This window comes from Buchnera aphidicola (Brachycaudus cardui) (assembly GCF_005081945.1).
In the GTDB taxonomy this organism is placed as follows: domain Bacteria; phylum Pseudomonadota; class Gammaproteobacteria; order Enterobacterales; family Enterobacteriaceae; genus Buchnera; species Buchnera aphidicola_AN.
In genome coordinates this window covers 552,343-570,500 of sequence record NZ_CP034879.1, presented here as the reverse complement: position 1 = coordinate 570,500, position 18,158 = coordinate 552,343, and the positions used below count along the sequence as shown (strand labels likewise).

At 30.7% G+C, this 18,158-nt stretch carries 33 protein-coding genes; all 33 read left to right on the top strand.

From position 1 onward, the window contains the following. The first annotated feature begins 38 nt into the window (after nucleotides 1-38). The 33 genes from tusD to rpsD all read left to right on the top strand — a co-directional run bounded on the left by tusD (nucleotide 39) and on the right by rpsD (nucleotide 18,150). Complete coding sequence (gene tusD / locus D9V67_RS02745) at nucleotides 39-425, top strand: sulfurtransferase complex subunit TusD (RefSeq protein WP_158359900.1); 387 nt, start codon at nucleotides 39-41, stop codon at nucleotides 423-425. An 18-nt stretch (nucleotides 426-443) separates the two neighbouring features. Continuing rightward, nucleotides 444-803 carry a sulfurtransferase complex subunit TusC gene (gene tusC, locus D9V67_RS02740; RefSeq protein ID WP_158359895.1) on the top strand — a complete coding sequence of 120 codons (360 nt, stop codon included), beginning with the start codon at nucleotides 444-446 and terminating at the stop codon, nucleotides 801-803. Nucleotides 804-815: 12 nt separating this feature from the next. Continuing rightward, the gene (gene tusB, locus D9V67_RS02735; RefSeq protein WP_158359893.1) at nucleotides 816-1,103 is read left to right on the top strand and encodes a sulfurtransferase complex subunit TusB; all 288 of its coding nucleotides are present in this window, start codon (nucleotides 816-818) and stop codon (nucleotides 1,101-1,103) included. Nucleotides 1,104-1,220: 117 nt separating this feature from the next. After that, nucleotides 1,221-1,595: a 30S ribosomal protein S12 gene (gene rpsL, locus D9V67_RS02730; protein ID WP_158359891.1), complete on the top strand. Its 375-nt coding sequence runs from the start codon at nucleotides 1,221-1,223 to the stop codon at nucleotides 1,593-1,595. A 50-nt stretch (nucleotides 1,596-1,645) separates the two neighbouring features. After that, the gene (gene rpsG, locus D9V67_RS02725; RefSeq protein WP_158359889.1) at nucleotides 1,646-2,116 is read left to right on the top strand and encodes a 30S ribosomal protein S7; all 471 of its coding nucleotides are present in this window, start codon (nucleotides 1,646-1,648) and stop codon (nucleotides 2,114-2,116) included. 119 nt (nucleotides 2,117-2,235) lie between these two features. Continuing rightward, nucleotides 2,236-4,344 (top strand): elongation factor G, encoded by a 2,109-nt coding sequence (gene fusA, locus D9V67_RS02720; protein WP_158359886.1) that lies wholly within the window; start codon nucleotides 2,236-2,238, stop codon nucleotides 4,342-4,344. 68 nt (nucleotides 4,345-4,412) lie between these two features. Further along, a complete protein-coding gene (gene tuf, locus D9V67_RS02715) occupies nucleotides 4,413-5,597 on the top strand; it encodes an elongation factor Tu (protein WP_158359884.1) in 1,185 nt (394 codons plus the stop codon). A gap of 313 nt (nucleotides 5,598-5,910) precedes the next feature. After that, entirely contained in the window at nucleotides 5,911-6,222 is a 312-nt protein-coding gene (rpsJ, locus tag D9V67_RS02710) for a 30S ribosomal protein S10 (protein WP_009874476.1), read from the top strand. A gap of 31 nt (nucleotides 6,223-6,253) precedes the next feature. Further along, nucleotides 6,254-6,883 (top strand): 50S ribosomal protein L3, encoded by a 630-nt coding sequence (gene rplC, locus D9V67_RS02705; RefSeq protein WP_158360102.1) that lies wholly within the window; start codon nucleotides 6,254-6,256, stop codon nucleotides 6,881-6,883. 19 nt (nucleotides 6,884-6,902) lie between these two features. Then, complete coding sequence (rplD, locus tag D9V67_RS02700; protein WP_158359882.1) at nucleotides 6,903-7,508, top strand: 50S ribosomal protein L4; 606 nt, start codon at nucleotides 6,903-6,905, stop codon at nucleotides 7,506-7,508. Continuing rightward, on the top strand, nucleotides 7,505-7,807 hold the full coding sequence (rplW, locus tag D9V67_RS02695) for a 50S ribosomal protein L23 (RefSeq protein WP_158359879.1): 303 nt from the start codon (nucleotides 7,505-7,507) through the stop codon (nucleotides 7,805-7,807). Before rplD ends, rplW begins: the two co-directional genes overlap by 4 nt. Before the next feature lie 15 nt (nucleotides 7,808-7,822). Then, nucleotides 7,823-8,644, top strand: coding sequence for a 50S ribosomal protein L2 (rplB, locus tag D9V67_RS02690; protein ID WP_158359876.1), 822 nt, complete (start codon nucleotides 7,823-7,825; stop codon nucleotides 8,642-8,644). Nucleotides 8,645-8,666: 22 nt separating this feature from the next. Then, entirely contained in the window at nucleotides 8,667-8,945 is a 279-nt protein-coding gene (rpsS, locus tag D9V67_RS02685; RefSeq protein WP_158359874.1) for a 30S ribosomal protein S19, read from the top strand. Between the two features lie 24 nt (nucleotides 8,946-8,969). Continuing rightward, nucleotides 8,970-9,302 carry a 50S ribosomal protein L22 gene (gene rplV / locus D9V67_RS02680; RefSeq protein WP_158359871.1) on the top strand — a complete coding sequence of 111 codons (333 nt, stop codon included), beginning with the start codon at nucleotides 8,970-8,972 and terminating at the stop codon, nucleotides 9,300-9,302. 18 nt (nucleotides 9,303-9,320) lie between these two features. Beyond that, nucleotides 9,321-10,022: a 30S ribosomal protein S3 gene (gene rpsC, locus D9V67_RS02675; RefSeq protein ID WP_158359869.1), complete on the top strand. Its 702-nt coding sequence runs from the start codon at nucleotides 9,321-9,323 to the stop codon at nucleotides 10,020-10,022. Between the two features lie 18 nt (nucleotides 10,023-10,040). After that, a complete protein-coding gene (gene rplP / locus D9V67_RS02670; RefSeq protein WP_158359866.1) occupies nucleotides 10,041-10,451 on the top strand; it encodes a 50S ribosomal protein L16 in 411 nt (136 codons plus the stop codon). Continuing rightward, complete coding sequence (gene rpmC / locus D9V67_RS02665; RefSeq protein ID WP_158359862.1) at nucleotides 10,451-10,648, top strand: 50S ribosomal protein L29; 198 nt, start codon at nucleotides 10,451-10,453, stop codon at nucleotides 10,646-10,648. The genes rplP and rpmC overlap by 1 nt, the downstream gene beginning before the upstream one ends. Continuing rightward, nucleotides 10,645-10,899, top strand: a complete 255-nt coding sequence (rpsQ, locus tag D9V67_RS02660) for a 30S ribosomal protein S17 (protein ID WP_158359860.1) — start codon at nucleotides 10,645-10,647, stop codon at nucleotides 10,897-10,899. The genes rpmC and rpsQ overlap by 4 nt, the downstream gene beginning before the upstream one ends. A gap of 140 nt (nucleotides 10,900-11,039) precedes the next feature. Further along, entirely contained in the window at nucleotides 11,040-11,408 is a 369-nt protein-coding gene (gene rplN, locus D9V67_RS02655; RefSeq protein WP_158359858.1) for a 50S ribosomal protein L14, read from the top strand. 27 nt (nucleotides 11,409-11,435) lie between these two features. Then, complete coding sequence (gene rplX / locus D9V67_RS02650) at nucleotides 11,436-11,750, top strand: 50S ribosomal protein L24 (protein ID WP_158359856.1); 315 nt, start codon at nucleotides 11,436-11,438, stop codon at nucleotides 11,748-11,750. Between the two features lie 14 nt (nucleotides 11,751-11,764). Beyond that, nucleotides 11,765-12,304: a 50S ribosomal protein L5 gene (gene rplE / locus D9V67_RS02645; protein WP_158359854.1), complete on the top strand. Its 540-nt coding sequence runs from the start codon at nucleotides 11,765-11,767 to the stop codon at nucleotides 12,302-12,304. Nucleotides 12,305-12,318: 14 nt separating this feature from the next. After that, on the top strand, nucleotides 12,319-12,624 hold the full coding sequence (rpsN, locus tag D9V67_RS02640; RefSeq protein ID WP_158359851.1) for a 30S ribosomal protein S14: 306 nt from the start codon (nucleotides 12,319-12,321) through the stop codon (nucleotides 12,622-12,624). Between the two features lie 31 nt (nucleotides 12,625-12,655). Next, entirely contained in the window at nucleotides 12,656-13,048 is a 393-nt protein-coding gene (gene rpsH / locus D9V67_RS02635) for a 30S ribosomal protein S8 (RefSeq protein ID WP_158359850.1), read from the top strand. 37 nt (nucleotides 13,049-13,085) lie between these two features. Further along, nucleotides 13,086-13,622, top strand: coding sequence for a 50S ribosomal protein L6 (gene rplF / locus D9V67_RS02630; protein WP_158359849.1), 537 nt, complete (start codon nucleotides 13,086-13,088; stop codon nucleotides 13,620-13,622). A 1-nt stretch (nucleotide 13,623) separates the two neighbouring features. Next, on the top strand, nucleotides 13,624-13,992 hold the full coding sequence (gene rplR, locus D9V67_RS02625; RefSeq protein ID WP_158359848.1) for a 50S ribosomal protein L18: 369 nt from the start codon (nucleotides 13,624-13,626) through the stop codon (nucleotides 13,990-13,992). A gap of 16 nt (nucleotides 13,993-14,008) precedes the next feature. Then, entirely contained in the window at nucleotides 14,009-14,512 is a 504-nt protein-coding gene (rpsE, locus tag D9V67_RS02620) for a 30S ribosomal protein S5 (protein ID WP_158359847.1), read from the top strand. A 10-nt stretch (nucleotides 14,513-14,522) separates the two neighbouring features. Further along, nucleotides 14,523-14,702 (top strand): 50S ribosomal protein L30, encoded by a 180-nt coding sequence (rpmD, locus tag D9V67_RS02615; RefSeq protein ID WP_158359845.1) that lies wholly within the window; start codon nucleotides 14,523-14,525, stop codon nucleotides 14,700-14,702. Between the two features lie 4 nt (nucleotides 14,703-14,706). After that, nucleotides 14,707-15,141 carry a 50S ribosomal protein L15 gene (gene rplO, locus D9V67_RS02610; RefSeq protein WP_158359843.1) on the top strand — a complete coding sequence of 145 codons (435 nt, stop codon included), beginning with the start codon at nucleotides 14,707-14,709 and terminating at the stop codon, nucleotides 15,139-15,141. 10 nt (nucleotides 15,142-15,151) lie between these two features. Beyond that, nucleotides 15,152-16,471: a preprotein translocase subunit SecY gene (gene secY / locus D9V67_RS02605; RefSeq protein ID WP_158359841.1), complete on the top strand. Its 1,320-nt coding sequence runs from the start codon at nucleotides 15,152-15,154 to the stop codon at nucleotides 16,469-16,471. Between the two features lie 39 nt (nucleotides 16,472-16,510). Next, nucleotides 16,511-16,627 carry a 50S ribosomal protein L36 gene (rpmJ, locus tag D9V67_RS02600; protein WP_158359839.1) on the top strand — a complete coding sequence of 39 codons (117 nt, stop codon included), beginning with the start codon at nucleotides 16,511-16,513 and terminating at the stop codon, nucleotides 16,625-16,627. Between the two features lie 108 nt (nucleotides 16,628-16,735). Next, nucleotides 16,736-17,092, top strand: coding sequence for a 30S ribosomal protein S13 (gene rpsM, locus D9V67_RS02595; RefSeq protein ID WP_158359837.1), 357 nt, complete (start codon nucleotides 16,736-16,738; stop codon nucleotides 17,090-17,092). 17 nt (nucleotides 17,093-17,109) lie between these two features. Continuing rightward, nucleotides 17,110-17,502, top strand: a complete 393-nt coding sequence (rpsK, locus tag D9V67_RS02590; RefSeq protein WP_158359835.1) for a 30S ribosomal protein S11 — start codon at nucleotides 17,110-17,112, stop codon at nucleotides 17,500-17,502. Between the two features lie 27 nt (nucleotides 17,503-17,529). Continuing rightward, nucleotides 17,530-18,150: a 30S ribosomal protein S4 gene (gene rpsD / locus D9V67_RS02585; protein ID WP_158359833.1), complete on the top strand. Its 621-nt coding sequence runs from the start codon at nucleotides 17,530-17,532 to the stop codon at nucleotides 18,148-18,150. Nucleotides 18,151-18,158 lie beyond the last annotated feature (8 nt).

The following is an 18,158-nucleotide window of genomic DNA, read 5'->3' as shown; positions in this document are numbered from 1 at the left end:
TTAATATTAATAAATTTTCTTGGTATAAAGTTATAAATATGAATTATACAATATTAGTAACAGGTGCTGCTTATGGAACACAAAATGCAAGTACTGCTTTTCTTTTTTGTCAAGCTTTAGTACAAACAAAAAATATATTACATAGTATTTTTTTTTATTGCGATGGTGTCTATAATGCTAATAGTATGACTACACCAGCAATTGATGAATTTAATTTAATTAAAGCATGGCAAAATTTAAATAAAAAATATAAAGTAAATCTATATGTTTGTAATAGCGCTGCTCTGAGAAGAGGAGTCATAGAAGATGAGCTTATAGTAAATGCAAATATTAAAAAAGGGAATTTAGATCGTTTTTTTCAGTTAAGTGGGTTAATAGAATTAGCTAATTCTATAAATATATGCGATCGCATAATACAATTTTAATTTGGTATTTTTACTATAATGAAAAAAATTGCTTTTATTTTTTCTCATGCTCCACATGGAACAAGTTTTGGTAGAGAAGGATTAGATGCTATTTTTAGTATTTCTTCAGTTGTAAAAGAAATAAGCTTGTTTTTTATTGGTGATGGTGTTTTGCAATTAATGAAGAATTATCAATCAGAACATATTTTAGCACGAAATTATACTTCTTCTTTTTCTATATTATCATTTTATGATATTAAAAATTTTTATTGTTGTGAATCATCATTAATGAATAGAGGTTTTAATCACCATGAAAATTTTATATTAAAAATAGATATATTAAATTCATCTTGTTTACGTTCAAAACTAGATATTCATGATGCAATTATTAATTTTTAAGGTGCATTTTATATGCTGCATACTTTAATGAAATCTCCGTTTGAGACTAATATGTCTCTTCTTACAAGTATGTTAAAAAGATCTGATGATTTTTTAGCACTTCAAGATGGTGTACTTATTGCATTAACGAATAATATCTTTTTAAAAAATATAGTTTTATCTTCATCCAAATTATATATTATAAAAGAAGATGTCTATGCTCGAGGTATTCATAAACACATTTCTAGTGAATTTGTCCTAATAAGTTATATTCATTTCGTTTCATTGACACTTAAACATAAAAAACAAATGGCTTGGTAAAAACTACTAAGTTCGTGATTAAATTATATCCAATCCTAAAAAATCTCCATAATAGAAAGACTATTTTTATTTATGTTGATGATTTTTAATAAAATCAATTTAAGAATAGGAGTTGTTATGGCCACAGTAAATCAATTGGTCCGTAAACCTCGTTTACGTAAAGTTATTAAAAGTAATGTTCCTGCGTTAGGTGGAAGTCCTCAAAAAAGAGGCGTATGTACAAGAGTTTATACTACTACACCTAAAAAACCTAATTCAGCATTACGTAAAGTATGTCGTGTAAGATTAACGAATGGTTTTGAAGTCACTGCTTATATTGGAGGTGAAGGGCATAATTTACAGGAGCATTCTGTAATTTTAATACGAGGTGGTCGTGTTAAAGATTTACCTGGAGTTAGATATCATATAGTTAGGGGTTCATTAGATTGTGCTGGTGTTAAAGAACGGAAAAAAGGTCGCTCTAAATACGGAGTTAAAAAACCAAAATTATAAAAAAGTATTATGCATATTATTTTTTCTATATTTATTAAAATGGAGCCTTTATGCCTCGTCGTCGTATTGTTAGTATTCGTAAAATTTTACCAGATCCAAAGTTTTCTTCAGAATTATTAGCTAAGTTTATTAATATTCTTATGATAGATGGTAAAAAATCTATTGCTGAAGTAATTGTTTATACTGCATTAACGAATTTGTCTAAACGTACAGATAAAAAGGAATTAGAAGCATTTGAAATAGCTTTAGAACATGTACGTCCAACAGTAGAAGTTAAGTCTCGTCGAGTTGGTGGTTCTACATACCAAGTGCCTGTTGAGGTACGTCCAGTAAGACGTAATGCATTAGCTATGCGTTGGATTGTAGAATCAGCTCGTAAACGTGCAGATAAATCTATGTCTTTACGTTTATCTAATGAACTCTATGATGCTTTAGAAAATAAAGGGGCAGCAGTTAAAAAAAGAGAAGAAGTACATCGAATGGCAGAAGCTAATAAAGCATTTGCTCATTATCGTTGGTAAGATTTTTATAATTTTATTTAGTATATATATATCTATGTGTTGAATTATATATTGAGACAATTATCTTAATTGTACTCATAAGGTCTAACTTTTTAAAACCTAAATACAAGAGAAAGATAATGTCTCGTACAACGCCTATTTCTCGCTATCGTAATATTGGTATTAGTGCTCATATAGATGCAGGGAAAACAACTACGACTGAAAGGATCTTATTTTATACAGGAATTAATCATAAGATAGGTGAAGTTCATGATGGCGCTGCTACTATGGATTGGATGGAACAAGAACAAGAAAGAGGAATTACTATTACATCAGCAGCTACTACTACTTTTTGGAGTGGTATGGCTAAGCAATTTAAACCTCATAGAATTAATATTATTGATACACCGGGACATGTAGATTTTACTATAGAAGTTGAACGTTCTATGCGTGTTTTAGATGGTGCTGTTATGGTTTATTGTGCAGTGGGAGGTGTACAACCTCAATCAGAAACTGTATGGCGTCAAGCAAATAAATATAATGTTCCTCGTATAGCGTTTGTAAATAAAATGGATCGTATGGGGGCAAATTTTTTAAAAGTAGTTGAACAAATTAAAACACGTTTAGGTGCGAATCCTGTTCCGTTACATTTAGCTATTGGTGCAGAGGATAAATTTGTTGGAATTATAGATTTGATTAAAATGAAAGCTATTCATTGGACAGAATCTGATCAAGGTTTAACATTTACTTATAATGAAATTCCTACCAAAATGATTGCATTAGCAGAAAAATGGCACCAAAATTTAATTGAATCTGCAGTTGAGTCAAATGAAGACCTTTTAGAAAAATATTTAAATGGGATTGAGCTATCTGAAAATGAAATTAAATCTGCATTACGAAAACGTGCATTAAATGATGAAATTGTTTTAATTACTTGTGGTTCTGCATTTAAAAATAAAGGAGTTCAAGCATTATTAGATGCAATAATTGAATATTTACCAGCTCCTGATGATATTCAAGATATCAAAGGTATTGTAAATAATAATGTAAATACTCCTGTTATTCGAACTTCAAATGATACAGCTCCTTTTTCGGCTTTAGCTTTTAAAATTGCTAACGATCCTTTTGTAGGAAATTTGACTTTTTTCCGTGTATATTCTGGAGTAGTAAAATCTGGGGATACTGTATTTAATTCAGTGAAATCTCAAAGAGAGAGATTTGGTAGAATTGTTCAAATGCATGCTAATAAAAGAGAGGAAATTAAAGAAGTATATGCAGGTGATATAGCTGCAGCTATTGGATTAAAAGATGTTACTACTGGTGATACTTTATGTGATCTAAACCAACCAATTATATTGGAGCGCATGGAGTTTCCAGAGCCAGTAATCTCAATTTCTGTAGAGCCTAAAACTAAAATTGATCAGGAAAAAATGGGATTAGCTTTAAGTCGTTTAGCAAAAGAAGATCCATCTTTTCGAGTTAAAACTGATCAAGAATCTAATCAAACAATAATTTCTGGGATGGGAGAATTACATTTAGAAATTATTATTGATCGAATGAAGCGAGAATTTAGTGTAGATGCTAATGTTGGAAAACCTCAGGTTGCATATCGTGAAACTATTTTGCATAAAGTAGAAAATATTGAAGGAAAGCATATCAAGCAATCAGGGGGTAGAGGTCAATACGGTCATGTTGTGATAGAGTTATTTCCATTAGATCCAGGAGGAAAAGGATATGTATTTATCAATGACATCAAAGGAGGAGTGATACCTAATGAATATATTTCAGCGATTGATAAAGGAATTCAAGAGCAATTAAAATATGGCCCGTTAGCTGGTTATCCTGTTGTAGACATTGGTATACGACTGTATTTTGGTTCTTATCATGATGTTGATTCATCAGAATTAGCCTTTAAATTAGCTGCTTCCATAGCATTTAAAAAAGGTTTTAAAAAAGCACAACCAGTTTTGTTGGAACCAATTATGAAAGTAGAAGTAGAAACTCCAGATGATTATATGGGAGATGTTATAGGCGACTTAAATCGTAGAAGAGGTATGATTGAGGGTATGCAAGATTTATCAATTGGTAAAATTATTAGTGCATCTGTGCCTTTATCTGAAATGTTTGGATATGCTACTGATTTACGCTCTCAAACACAAGGTAGAGCATCTTATTCTATGGAATTTTTAAAATATGTAGAAGCACCATCTAATATTTCTAGTGCTATTATTGAAAGAAGAGAAAAGTAGAAGTTTTTTTCTATAGTGTATACAATATTTTTGATTAATAAAAAATATATTATCTAAGGAATAAAATAATGTCTAAAGAAAGATTTAAACGTTTAAAACCTCATATAAACGTAGGAACGATTGGTCATGTAGATCATGGAAAAACAACTTTAACTGCAGCTATTACAACTGTTCTATCAAAGCAATATGGTGGTTCTGCACGTGCTTTTGATCAAATTGATAATGCACCGGAAGAAAAAGCAAGAGGTATTACAATTAATACTTCTCATGTAGAATATGATACTGAATTCAGGCATTATGCTCATGTAGACTGTCCAGGTCATGCTGATTATATAAAAAACATGATTACTGGTGCTGCTCAAATGGATGGTGCTATTCTAGTTGTTGCAGCAACTGATGGTCCGATGCCACAAACACGAGAGCATATTTTACTTGGTAGACAAGTCGGAGTTCCTTATATTGTTGTCTTTCTTAATAAATGTGATATGGTAGATGATGAAGAATTACTTGAATTAGTAGAAATGGAAGTGCGTGATTTATTGACACAATACGATTTTCCTGGAGACGATACTCCTATTATTCGTGGTTCAGCTCTAAAAGCGTTAGAAGGAGATCCTGAATGGGAGTCAAAAATTATTGATTTATCTAAGTTTTTAGACAGTTATATTCCTGAACCGAAACGAGCAGTAGATCAACCTTTTTTACTACCTATAGAAGATGTTTTCTCTATATCAGGAAGAGGTACAGTGGTAACAGGACGCGTAGAAAAAGGGATAATTAAAGTGGGTGAAGAAGTGGAGATTGTAGGCATAAAAAAAACAACTAAAACCACTTGTACAGGCGTAGAAATGTTTAGAAAACTGTTAGATGAAGGTCGTGCTGGAGAAAATGTAGGTGTGTTACTTCGTGGTACAAAACGCGATGAAATTGAAAGAGGTCAAGTTTTAGCAAAACCAGGTAGCATTCATCCACATACAACATTTGAGTCTGAAGTTTATGTTTTATCCAAAGAAGAAGGTGGGCGTCATACTCCATTTTTTAAGGGATATCGTCCTCAGTTTTATTTTAGAACTACTGATGTAACCGGTTCCATTGAATTACCTGAGGGTGTTGAAATGGTTATGCCAGGAGATAATATTAAAATGACTGTTACTTTAATTAATCCTATTGCTATGGCTGATGGATTGCGATTTGCTATACGTGAAGGAGGACGTACTGTTGGAGCTGGTGTAGTTTCTAAAGTTTTAATTTAATAATTCTATGTTTAAAATATATTTTTTATGCTGATATAGTTGAGTTTATTAAGAAAAGAGTATAAAATGCTCTTTTCTTGATTATATAGATAATATGCTGTTATTTTTTTTTAATATACAATATTTTTATTTTTTTAAAGATAAAAATTTATTATAAAAATTTTAAATTTCTTTAAATAGACTATAATTTTGTCTATAAAATACTCCTAATATAGGAGTTATATATTTTTATCAATTACATCTACTCTTGAATAATTTCATTGAGAGAAGATCGAATTTTTACTGTATGTATATAAATTGGAGTTCTGGTCTAATGCAGAACCAAAGAATTCGGATTCGTTTAAAAGCTTTTGATCATAGATTAATTGATCAATCAACTACAGAAATTGTTGAAACAGCAAAAAGAACTGGTGCACAAGTACGTGGCCCAATTCCTCTTCCAACTCGTAAAGAACGTTTTACTATTTTAGTTTCTCCACATGTAAATAAGGATGCACGTGATCAATATGAAATTCGTACACATAAGCGTTTAATTGATATAGTAGAACCTACTGAAAAAACTGTTGATGCACTGATGCGTCTAGATCTTGCTGCCGGCGTAGATGTTCAAATTAGTTTAGGTTAATTAGATATACATGATTAAGGTATCAAAAAGAATGATTGGTTTAGTTGGTAAAAAACTAGGTATGACTCGAATTTTTACTAAAGAAGGATCTTCAATCCCGGTTACAGTAATTGAACTTCAAGAAAATCGAGTTACACAAGTAAAAAACATGAATACTGACCTCTACTGCGCTGTTCAAGTAACTACTGGTATAAAAAAATCAAATAGATTAATAAAGCCAAAAGCAGGTCATTTTTTAAAGTCAGGCGTAACCCCTGGTCGTGGTTTATGGGAATTTAAAATTGATTCCAATGAAAGTTTTCAAGTGGGTCAAAAAATTAATATTAATATTTTTCATAATATAAAAAAAGTTGATGTTACAGGTATTTCTAAGGGAAAAGGTTTTTCTGGAACAGTCAAACGTTGGAATTTTCATACTCAAGATGCAACTCATGGGAACTCTTTATCTCATAGGGTACCTGGTTCTATTGGTCAAAATCAAACTCCAGGTAGAGTATTTAAAGGAAAAAAAATGGCAGGACAATTAGGAAATAGTCGCGTAACTATACAAAATTTGAATATAGTACATCTTGATAAAGATAAAAGTCTTCTTTTAGTAAAAGGTGCGGTTCCCGGTGCCACCGGTAGTGATCTTATCGTTAAACCAGCTATTAAGGTTTGAGAGCAGTGAGGAGTAAAGCATGGAATTAGTAGTTAAAGACATACAAAGTGTTCTTAGTGTTTCTGAAGTCATTTTTGGTCGTGATTTTAATAAAGCTCTAATTCATCAAGTTGTTATTGCTTATTCAGCATCTACCCGTCAAGGTACTAGAGCACAAAAAAGTCGTGCCGAAGTATCTGGATCAGGTAGAAAACCATGGCGTCAAAAAGGTACAGGTCGTGCAAGAGCAGGATCTTTCAGAAGTCCGATTTGGCGTTCAGGTGGTGTAACATTTGCTGCAAAACCGCAAGAATATAGTCAGAAAGTTAATAAAAAAATGTATCGTGGTGCATTAAAAAGTATTTTTTCTGAATTAATACGGCAAAAAAGATTAATAATTTTTAAAGATTTTTCATTAAATGCACCTAAAACAAAACTTTTAGTAAAAAAATTACAGGATATAGATTTGAAAAATGTTCTTATTATTACAGATCAAGTAGATAATAATTTATTGCTTGCATCTAGAAATCTATATTCGGTAGATGTAAAAGATGTACGATCAATAGATCCTGTTAGTTTAATTGCTTTTGAGAATGTTGTTATTACGGTTGAAGCAGTCAAAAAAGTAGAGGAAATACTTTCATGATTTCTGAAGAACGTTTATTCAAAATACTACTTTCTCCACATATATCTGAAAAAGCATCTATATCTATAGAAAAATTTAATACTGTTGTTTTGAAAGTTTTAAATAATGCTACTAAATATGAAATAAAATGTGCAGTAAAAAAAATATTTAATATAGAAGTTGAAAGCATAAAAACATTAAAAATAAAAGGAAAAAAGAAACGTCAATCTAATCGTATTATTTATAAAAGCAATTGGAAAAAAGCCTATATTAAGGTTAAAAAAGGGTATAACTTAGATTTTATCAGTAATACAGAGTAGTCGGAGGACAACACAATGGCAATTGTTAAATGCAAACCGACATCTCCGGGTCGTCGCCATGTCGTTAAAGTTGTTAATTCAGAATTACATAAAGGAAAACCATATTCATTACTTTTACAAAAAAAAAGTAAAAGTGGAGGACGGAATAATAATGGTAGAATTACGACTCGTCATATTGGTGGTGGACATAAAAGAGCATATCGTATTATAGATTTTAAGAGAAATAAAGATACTGTAGAAGCTACAGTAGAAAGATTTGAATACGATCCTAATCGTTCTTCTAATATTGCTTTAATATTATATAAAGATGGTAAAAGAAGTTATATTTTAGCTCCTAAAAATTTAAAAATAGGAGATACAATAGTATCTGGTATAAATGCTTCTATAAAAATAGGAAATTCCTTACCTATTAAAAATATTCCAGTTGGTACATTAATTCATAATGTAGAAATGAGGCCTGGAAAAGGAGGTCAAATAGCTCGTTCTGCTGGTAGTTATGTACAATTAGTAGCATGTGATGAAGAATATGCTACTTTACGTTTACGCTCTGGTGAAATGAGAAAAACACTATCTAATTGTAGAGCTACAATTGGTGAAGTCGGAAATTCTGAACATATGTTAAAAGTATTAGGTAAAGCAGGAGCATCTCGTTGGATAGGAATACGTCCCACTGTTCGTGGTACAGCAATGAATCCTGTTGATCATCCTCATGGAGGTGGCGAAGGAAGAAATTTTGGTAAACATCCAGTTACTCCATGGGGTATACAAACAAAAGGTAAAAAAACTCGTAAAAATAAACGTACTGAAAAATTTATTTTACGTCATCGTATTAAATAATTGCAGAGAGAAAAATTACTTTATGCCACGTTCTCTTAAAAAAGGTCCTTTTATTGATGTAAGTTTATTGAAAAAAGTAGAAAAATCAGTAAAAACAAATGATAAAAAACCTATTAAAACTTGGTCAAGACGTTCAACAATATTCCCGAACATGGTAGGATTAACTATATCTATTCATAATGGTCGTTATCATATTCCTGTTTTTATTACAGAAGAAATGGTAGGTCACAAGTTAGGTGAATTTTCTTTAACTCGTACTTATAGAGGACATACTGCTGATAAAAAAGTAAAAAAACGTTAAAGTAAAAAGAAAGAGGAATAGTACATGGAAACTGTAGCTCATCATCGTCAAGCACGTTCTTCTGCACAAAAAGTTCGTTTAATTGCAGATTTAGTTCGTGGTAAAAAAGTTCCACAAGCATTAAATATTTTAACTTATAGTAATAAAAAAGCTGCTGCTTTAGTAAAAAAAGTAGTGGAATCAGCTGTAGCTAATGCTGAACATAATGATGGTGCTGACATAGATAAATTAAAAATAAAAAAAATATTTATTAATGAAGGTTCAACAATGAAAAGAATGATGCCACGTGCTAAAGGACGTGCAGATCGTATTTTGAAGCGGACTAGTCATATTACTGTGATTGTATCTGATCGTTAATATTGAGGAGAAATAGTAATGGGTCAGAAAGTACATCCTAATGGAATGCGACTAGGAATAATAAAAAAATGGAATTCTGTTTGGTTTGCTAATACTAAAGATTTTGCTGATCATTTAGATAGTGACTATAAAGTTCGTCAATTTTTAATGAAAGCATTAATAAAAGCATCTGTTTCTCGTATTATTATTGAAAGACCAGCAAAAAGTATTCGAGTTACTATTTATACAGCAAGACCTGGTATTGTTATTGGAAAAAAAGGTGAAGATGTAGAAAAATTAAGAATTAATATTGCTAAAATCACTGGAGTACCAGTACAAATAAATATTTCTGAAATACGTAAACCTGAATTAGATGCAAAGCTTGTATCAGATAACATTACTTCTCAGTTAGAAAGAAGAGTAATGTTTCGACGCGCTATGAAAAGATCAGTTCAAAATGCGATGCGACAAGGTGCTAAAGGTATTAAAGTTGAAGTAAGCGGTCGTTTAGGAGGAGCAGAAATAGCTCGTAGAGAGTGGTATAGAGAAGGTAGAGTACCTTTACATACACTACGTGCCAATATTGATTATAGTACTTCAGAAGCTCATACAACATATGGCGTCATAGGTGTGAAAGTATGGATTTTTAAAGGTGAAGTATTAGGTGGTATGTCTGCAATTGAACAATTAGAAAAACCTTCTATTCAAACAAAAAAACAACATCGAAAAAATCGTAAGTAAGAAAGAGAGAGTTTAGCAATGTTGCAACCAAAACGTACTAAATTTCGCAAAATGCATAAAGGTCGCAATCGTGGACTAGCCTCTGGTACTAGTGTTAATTTTGGTGCTTTTGGTCTAAAAGCCACTAGTCGAGGACGTTTAACAGCTCGTCAAATAGAATCTGCAAGAAGAGCTATTACTCGTTGTATCAAAAGACAAGGAAAAATGTGGATACGTATATTTCCTGATAAACCTATAACTCAAAAACCATTAGAAGTTAGAATGGGAAAAGGGAAAGGAAATGTTGAATATTGGGTTGCTTTAGTACAACCAGGAAAAATTCTTTATGAATTAGATGGAGTTACTGAAGAAGAGTCTCGTGAAGCATTTAAGTTGGCTGCAGCAAAATTACCAATTAAAACTACTTTTGTAAATAAAATGGTGATGTAATGAAAGTTATAAAAGCACTACGACAAAAAAATAAAATAGATCTCACAACAGAACTTTTTCAATTATTACGTGAACAATTTAATCTTCGTATGCAATCTGTATCTGGAAAACTAAAACAACCTCATTTATTACGAAAAGTTCGACGAAATATTGCGCAAGTAAAAACTTTATTAACTGAAAAGGATATCATAAAATAATGGAAAATATTCGAACCTTGCAAGGTCGAGTTATAAGTGACAAGATGCAAAAATCTGCTGTAGTTGCTATTGAGCGTGTTATAAAACATGCTATTTATGGCAAGTTTATTAAACGTACTACAAAATTACACATTCATGATGAAAAAAATGAATGTACTGTGGGCGATTTAATAGAAATTCGAGAATCTCGTCCAATTTCTAAAACAAAGTCTTGGGTCTTAGTTCGTATAATTGAAAAAACTATTTTTTGACAATTATTTAAAAACATGAACAAACTCAGGTCTGCTCATGTTTTCTATTTATAAAAGAGAAGCAGTGTTATAATAAAATTATTTTACACTAGTCCTTTTATATAGATATTATAAATTATAATATTTGAGGTTTGAAAGGTATGATTCAAGAGCAAACAATTTTATATGTAGCTGATAATTCTGGTGCACGTTCCGCTATGTGTATTAAAGTATTAGGTGGTTCTCGTCGTCGTTATGCAGGTATTGGTGATGTAATTAAAATTACAATTAAAGAAGCCATTCCAAGAGGTAAAGTAAAAAAAGGAGAGGTTCTTAAAGCAGTAGTAGTAAGAACTAAAAAAGGAGTAAGACGATCTGATGGTTCTATTATTCGTTTCGATAGAAATGCTTGTGTTGTACTTAATAATAATGAACAACCTATAGGTACTCGTATTTTTGGACCTGTCACTCGTGAGTTGAGAACAGAAAAATTTATGAAAATTATTTCATTAGCACCAGAAGTTCTTTAACAAAAAATTTTTCAAGGAATACAAAAAATGGCATCAAAGTTACGTCGTAATGATGAAGTTATTATATTGACTGGTAAAGATAAAGGAAAAAAAGGTATTATTAAAAATATTTTATCTTCGTATAAAGCAATTGTTAATGGTGTAAATATAATTAAAAAACATCAAAAACCAGTGCCGTCTCAAAATAAAAACGGTGGTATTTTAGAAAAAGAAGCACCTATTCAGATATCAAACATTGCTATTTTTAATCCTGAATCTAAGAAAGCAGATCGTATTGGTTTTAGATTTGAAGAAGGGAAAAAAGTTCGATTTTTTAAATCTAATAGTAAAACGATTAAATAGCCTGGAGTAATATAATGGCAACATTGTATAATCATTACAAATTAAAAGTAATAAGAAATCTTATGCTTGAATTAAATTACAGTTCTATTATGCAGGTGCCTAAAATTGATAAAATCACCTTAAATATGGGTGTAGGTGCTGCTGCTTCTGATAAAAAAGTATTAGATCACGCTGTTTTAGATCTTACAGCGATTTCTGGACAAAAACCAATAATCACTAAAGCTCGAAAATCTGTTGCTGGTTTTAAAATTCGACAAGGTTATCCTATTGGTTGTAAAGTTACATTGCGTGGTCAGAGAAAATGGGATTTTTTTGAACGTTTAATTATTATTGCAGTTCCTAGAATTCGTGATTTTCGTGGTTTATCAAGTAATTCTTTTGATGGTCAAGGAAATTATAGTTTAGGAATTCGTGAACAGATTATTTTTCCTGAGATTGATTATGATAAAGTGGATAGAGTTCGTGGATTAGATGTGACAATAACTACTACTGCTAAATCTGATCATGAAGGTCGTTTATTATTATCTGCTTTTAATTTTCCTTTTCGTAAGTAATACAAGGTTATTCAATGGCTAAACAATCAATGAAGGCACGAGAAGTTAAACGTGTAAAGTTATCCAATAAATTTTATAGACAACGTATTGAATTAAAAAATATTATTTCTAATATGCTTCTTTCAGAAGAAGAACGTTGGAATGCTGTTCTTAAACTACAGTCTTTTCCTCGTGATTCTAGTCCATCACGTCAAAGAAATAGATGTCGTCAAACTGGTCGACCGCATGCTTTTTTACGTAAATTTGGATTAAGTCGTATTAAAGTGAGAGAAGCAGCTATGAAAGGTGAAATACCTGGTTTAAAAAAAGCCAGTTGGTAAAATATAATTTTTCAGGTTTTGGAGTTTAAAAATGAGTATGCAAGATTCAATATCAGATATGTTAACTCGTATTCGAAATGGTCAATCAGCTAATAAATATTCTGTTTCAATGCCTTCCTCTAAATTAAAAAAATCAATTGTTAAATTGTTAAAAAAAGAAGGTTATATTACAGATTTTAATATCACTGGTGATTCAAAATTAACTTTACAAATCATTTTAAAATATTTTAAAGGGAAAGCTGTAGTAGAAATGATTCAACGTGTTAGTCGTCCGAGTTTAAGAATATATAAAAATAAGAATAATTTACCTAAAGTGATGGCTGGTTTGGGAATAGCAGTGATTTCTACTTCTCAAGGAGTTATGACAGATCGTATGGCTCGTCAAGAGGGTCTTGGCGGTGAAGTTATTTGTTATGTAGCTTAGAAAAGTTATGTAGCTTAGAGCAGAGTTTGGAGGAAGAATGTCTCGTGTTGCTAAATGTCCTATTTGTGTTCCTTCTGATATTGATATTGAATTAAATTCACAGGTAATATTTATTAAAGGAAAATATGGACATCTTTCACGTACTATTCATCGATCAGTTAAAATGACATATTTAAATAATCAAATAATTTTTTCACCACGTTTATCTTTTTCTGATGCTTGGGCACAAGCTGGAACTGCAAGAGCTCTTATAAATTCTATGATTATTGGTGTGTCTAAAAAATTTAGTAAAAAACTATATTTTTCTGGAGTAGGATATCGTGTTTCAATTACAAAAGGTAATATTATTAATATGTCATTAGGTTATTCTCATGCTATTACATACTTGTTACCTAAAAACATTAATGTAGAAAACCCATCTCCAACAGAAATTATCATTCAAGGAATAGATAAACAATTAGTTGGTCAAATTGCTGCAAATTTACGTTCTTATCGTATACCAGAACCTTATAAAGGCAAAGGTATTCGCTATTCAGATGAAGTTGTACGTATGAAAGAGGCAAAAAAGAAATAACATGACTTTTTCTAGAAAAAATAAAATAACTTCTCGTATACGTCGTTCTATGAAAACACGTCGTAAAATCAAAGATTTAATGGCTGTTAGATTAGTAGTGCATCGAACTTCACGTCATATATACGCTCAAATAATTTCTTCTTTAGAATCTAAGGTCTTAGTATTTGCTTCAACTTTAGAAAAAAATATAAGTGTTAATTTAAAATATACAGGCAATAAAGAAGCAGCTCAAATAATAGGCAAAATTATCGCAGAACGAGCTTTATTAAAAGGAATATATCATGTTTCTTTTGATCGATCTGGTTTTAAATATCATGGTCGTATACAAGTTTTAGCAGAATCTGCACGTGAAAGTGGACTTAAGTTTTAAGGTGAAAAATAATAGTATGGCTAATATTGAAAAAAAAAATAATAGTGATTTACAAGAAAAATTAATTACAGTAAATCGTGTTTCAAAAACGGTTAAAGGTGGTCGTATATTTTCTTTTACAGCATTAACTGTAGTTGGAAATGGAGACGGTCGAGTTGGTTTTGGATATGGTAAAGCACGTGAAGTACCTTCTGCTATTCAAAAAGCCATGGAAAAAGCTAGACGTAATATGATTACTATACCATTAGTGAATAAAACTTTACAACATTCATTAAAAGGTTCTCATACTGGATCAAATGTTTTTATGAAGCCCGCATCTGACGGAACTGGAATTATTGCAGGAGGAGCGATGCGTGCGGTGTTAGAAGTAGCAGGTATACATAACGTATTAGCTAAAACTTACGGTTCTACTAATCCTATTAATGTAGTGAGAGCTACTATGAATGGCTTAGTTAATATGAAATCTCCAGAAATGATAGCTGCTAAAAGAAACAAACGTATTGAAGATATATTAGGATAAATTGTATCTAATGAAAAAGATAAAAATTACTCAAATAAAAAGCGCCATAGGAAGAATACCAAGACATAAAAAAACATTAATTGGACTTGGATTACGTTATATTGGACATACTGTAATACGTGAAAATACCTCAGCAATTCAAGGTATGATAAAAAAAATTTCTTATATTTTAAAAGTACAAGAGGAATAAAAATATGTATTTAAATACTCTTGCTCCAGCTGTTGGAGCTCGTCAGAATCGTAAAAGATTAGGTCGTGGTATCGGTTCAGGTTTTGGAAAAACATCAGGACGCGGTCATAAAGGTCAAAAATCTAGATCAGGAAGTAGTATTCGTCGTGGTTTTGAAGGTGGTCAAATGCCTTTATATAGAAGGCTACCTAAATTTGGATTTAATTCTCGAAAAAAGAATATAACCACAGAAGTGCGTTTATCAAATATATCAAATTTATCTACTAATATTATTGATATAAATATATTAAAAAAAGAAAATATTATTAAAAAAAATATTCAAAAAGTCAAAATAATTCTTTCAGGGGAATTAACAGTAGCTTTAAAAATACGAGGTTTACTTGTAACTAAGGGGGCTCGTGCTAAAATTGAAAACGTTGGTGGTAGCATTGAAGGATAAACGATAAATAATGGTAAAGAAATTAGAATCAAATATAAAAAATAGTACAAAAAGTGTTAGTGAGTTAAAACAAAGAGTGATTTTTGTCATTATAGCTTTAATTGTTTTTCGTATTGGCTCTTTTATTCCAATTCCTGGTATTGATACTACAATTTTATCAAAAATATTAAATGACCAGAAAGGTACTATTGTTGATATGTTTAATATGTTTTCTGGTGGTGCGTTAAGTCGTGCTTCTATTTTTTCTCTAGGTATTATGCCGTATATATCAGCTTCTATTATTATTCAATTATTAACATTAGTTCATCCCACTTTATCAGAAATAAAGAAAGAAGGTGAATCAGGACGTTATAAAATAAATCAATACACTAGATATGCTACTTTAATACTAGCTATTATTCAATCTATTGGTATTGCTACTAGTCTTCCTAATATAACAGGAGTTCATACTATTATAGTAAATGCTGATTTTTGTTTTTATTTGACAGCAGTTGTTAGTTTAGTATCTAGTACTATTTTTTTAATGTGGTTGGGAGAATTAATTACAGAGTGTGGAATTGGTAATGGTATTTCAATTATTATTTTTATAGGAATAATAGCGGGATTGCCATCAGCGATTGGGAATACTATTGAACAAACTAGACAAGGTAATTTGCATATTTTATCGTTTTTATTTATTTTAGTGTTAATGTTTTTAGTTATTTTTCTTGTTATTTTTGTTGAAAGAGGTCAAAGAAAAATTACTGTACATTATGCACAACGTCAACAAGGTCGTCGTATTTATGCTGCTCAAAGTACTCATTTACCTTTAAAAATAAATATGTCTGGTGTAATACCAGCTATTTTTGCTTCTAGTATAGTTCTTTTCCCTGCAACGATTATATCTTGGTTAAAAATTAGTCATAATTATACATGGTTAAAAAATGTATCATTTTATTTGCAACCGAATCAACCATTGTATTTAATTTTATATATATCAGCGATAATATTTTTTTGTTTTTTTTATACAGGACTAGTGTTTAATTCTCGTGAAACAGCTGATAATTTAAAAAAATCAGGTGCGTTTATTTCCGGCATAAGACCTGGTGAACAGACAGCAAAATATATTAATAAAATCATGTTAAGATTGACATTAGTAGGTTCTTTGTATATTACATTTATTTGTTTGATGCCTGAATTTATGAGAAGTGCCATGAATGTGCCTTTTTATTTTGGTGGAACTTCGCTATTGATTGTTGTCGTTGTTGTTATAGATTTTATTGCTCAAATTCAAACATTAATAATGTCTAGTCAATATGACTCTATGTTAAAAAAAGCTAATCTAAATTAAAATAGCTAATAAGTTATAATATAATATTAAGGGAAAAAAGTGAAAGTACAAGCTTCTGTAAAAATACTTTGTCGAAACTGTAAAATAATACGAAGAAATAATGTTATAAGAGTAATTTGTAGTAGTGATCCTAAACATAAACAGCGTCAAGGCTAATATTTATATAAATTATATAAAAACTTGATAATATTATTTTTTCAGTATACTTAATGCATGTTTTTAGATTTGTAAATTTATTTATAGTATTTAAATAGGATTGATAATATGGCACGTATTGCAGGTATTAATATTCCTGAAAACAAACATACCGTAATTGCATTAACTTCAATATATGGAATTGGTAGAAAACGTTCTAAATTAATTTGTATTCTTACTAATATTTCTGAAAGTTCTAAAATTACTGATTTAAATGAAGAACAAATTGAATTATTAAGAATAAATGTTGCAAAATATGTTATCGAAGGTGATTTAAGAAGAGAAAGAACGTTAAATATTAAACGTTTGATTGATTTAAGTTGTTATCGTGGTTTGCGTCATCGTAGAAACCTTCCTGTACATGGACAGAGAACTAAAACTAACGCTAGAACTTGTAAAGGTCCTCGAAAACCAATAAAAAAATAATTTAGGTAAGTGTAATTATGGCAAAAAATTCAGTAGTTCGCACACGTAAACGTGTAAAAAAACAAATTTTAGATGGTATAGCGCATGTTCATGCATCTTTTAATAATACTATTGTAACTATTACAGATAGACAAGGTAATGCTTTGGGTTGGGCGACTTCTGGTGGTTCTGGTTTTAGAGGATCTCGAAAATCAACTCCTTTTGCTGCTCAAATTGCTGCTGAACGTTGTGCAGAAATAGTAAAAGATTATGGTATAAAAAACTTAGAAGTTATGGTTAAAGGTCCTGGTCCAGGTAGAGAGTCTACTATTCGAGCTTTAAATGCTGCTGGTTTCCGTATTACAAATATTACTGATGTGACACCAATTCCTCATAATGGTTGCCGTCCTCCTAAAAAACGTCGTGTTTAATTTTTTTAGGAACTACTGGAGAATAAAATGGCAAAATATTTAGGTCCGAAATTAAAATTAAGTCGACGTGAAGGTACTGATTTATTTTTAAAATCAGGACTTCGTTCAATAGAATCAAAATGTAAATTAGAACAACCTCCAGGACAACATGGTATTAGAAAGCCTAGATTGTCTGACTATGCTGTTCAATTACGTGAAAAGCAAAAGGTACGTCGTTTGTATGGTATTTTAGAGCGTCAATTTAAAAGATATTATAAAATGGCAGCTCGTTTTAAAGGTAATACTGGAGCAAATTTATTACTGTTATTAGAAAGTAGATTAGATAATGTAGTTTATCGTATGGGTTTTGGTTGTACTCGTGCTGAATCAAGACAATTAATTAATCATAAATCTATTCTAGTCAATAATCATGTTGTTAATATTGCTTCATATCAAATATCTCCTAATGATCGTGTATCTATTAGAGATAAATCTAAAAGTCAATCACGGATCAAAGCTTCCTTAGAATTAGTTGAGCAAAGAGAAAAACCAATTTGGATGGAAGTAGATTTAAATAAAATGGAAGGTCTTTTTAAGCGTTTTCCTGAACGTTCTGATTTGTCTGCAGAAATCAACGAACATTTGATTGTTGAACTTTATTCAAAATAGTAAAGTTT